This window comes from Levilactobacillus yonginensis, from assembly GCF_003946265.1.
Classification (GTDB): domain Bacteria; phylum Bacillota; class Bacilli; order Lactobacillales; family Lactobacillaceae; genus Levilactobacillus; species Levilactobacillus yonginensis.
On record NZ_RHNO01000060.1, the window covers coordinates 1 to 1,468 of the forward strand.

Consider the following 1,468-nt stretch of genomic DNA (forward strand, 5'->3'; position numbering starts at 1 on the left):
AAGTGGCCTCGATTAACTACTTTCTCCTGCATATTTTTATAGCCAGCTTTGGACTTACGATAGTTCTTAACTTGTTGGTTAAATTCTTTTCTTTCATGCCGCTTACTATTAATTCCCTCATGTTGAGTTGGTGTATCATCTATTCCCTCCTCGATAAATGATTTTTCGCTGATCCTATCGGGAATATTTTTTTGCTCTAAAACTTGATTTACACTAACCGCCCAATTGTGCCGCCATTGATTGATTTTTTCTTTTTTATCCCAATCAACTAACCACACCTTTCTTGATCTTGGAAAACGACTATTTCCTGTATAAGTCTTGTTCCCATTTTCGTCTAATATGTTTTCTCGTTTACTTTTCAATCCCCACGTTCCGTCTGGGTTAAATGGACGGTTAGTTAACATCACATGAGCGTGCGGATTATCTGGGTGATCTCTATGAATTGCCACATCGGCAACCATACCTTCATCAACAAAATTTTCTTGTACATATTTTGTCAATAATTCTTTCTGTTCATCTTCACTTAATTCAACTGGTAGAGCCACGTTAAACTCTTTAGCGTACCGTGAGTTTGCTCGACGGTCTTTTCTTTCAACTTCGTTCCATAATTTCTCTCTATCACTCGACCATTCTGGCGCATTCTTTGGTGTTAAAATAAAGCTTTCTGGCATAACAGACCGAGCATAAAAATAACTTCGACCTTCTTTTTGATCTAATAATTTTTCGCCACTTCGATAACTTGATCCAGCAATTGCACTTCTTCCTTTTCCAGCACTAATATTACTAAAGCTCATGTGAAAAATTGCCATATCGGTTACTACCTTTCTTTGGGTTTATGGGTTTGATTTTGTTGTCGCCATCGGCGACTTCTAATACAAGTGTTTAGCACAATAACACAACCAACTTTAGTTGTTGTGTGTAAGTGCGCATTGACCTCTTTTCACTCAGTCTTCTGATTCTCTTAACTTTAATTTAGTGTATGCCTTCCGCTTCGCTATTTCAAATTTTATACTTTGACTTAACGTTTTCTATATGATATAGTTTCGGTGATTATTTTTAATATGATTGGAGGGATCGTTATGTCTCAAAGTAACTTAGAAAAACAAGAAGCTAAATTAAAAGCCCTTAATCAAAAAATTAAGGACGAAAAAAATAAGATTGAACAACGGCTAGGTAAACAAATCATCAGTCAAGCCAATTTAGATTATGCTAATTTATCTAATGACAATATCAAGTCCTTATCCAAAAAAGTATCCGAGTTTTTAAAGGAAAAGTCCGTAGATCATTAGTCATAGGAGATGGGGAATTCCATGCCTAATCAATATGAAAAACTAATTGAACAACAAGCGCGTTTAAAACAAAAAATTGAGCGGGAAGATTTTAAATTACGACAATCTAAATACTATGAAAATCGGCAAGCCCGCAAAGCCCGTTCTCGCCGATTAATTCAAAAAGGGGCTTTGCTCGA

General features: G+C 35.9%; 2 protein-coding genes. One reads left to right on the forward strand and one right to left on the reverse strand.

Annotated features, from left to right (window positions below; genetic code table 11):
- The coding region (gene mobQ, locus EKM87_RS12320) for a MobQ family relaxase (protein ID WP_164506513.1) at nucleotides 1-809 on the reverse strand (809 nt) is incomplete at its 3' end.
- Between the two features lie 252 nt (nucleotides 810-1,061).
- Between mobQ and EKM87_RS12325 the strand changes: the two genes are divergently transcribed.
- Complete coding sequence (locus EKM87_RS12325; RefSeq protein ID WP_080952786.1) at nucleotides 1,062-1,289, forward strand: hypothetical protein; 228 nt, start codon at nucleotides 1,062-1,064, stop codon at nucleotides 1,287-1,289.
- Nucleotides 1,290-1,468 lie beyond the last annotated feature (179 nt).

What these genes read in the sequence shown, in the direction of transcription:
- EKM87_RS12325 (WP_080952786.1), top strand. Translation starts at nt 1,062, where the DNA reads ATGATTGGAGGGATCGTTATGTCTCAAAGTAACTTAGAAAAACAAGAA.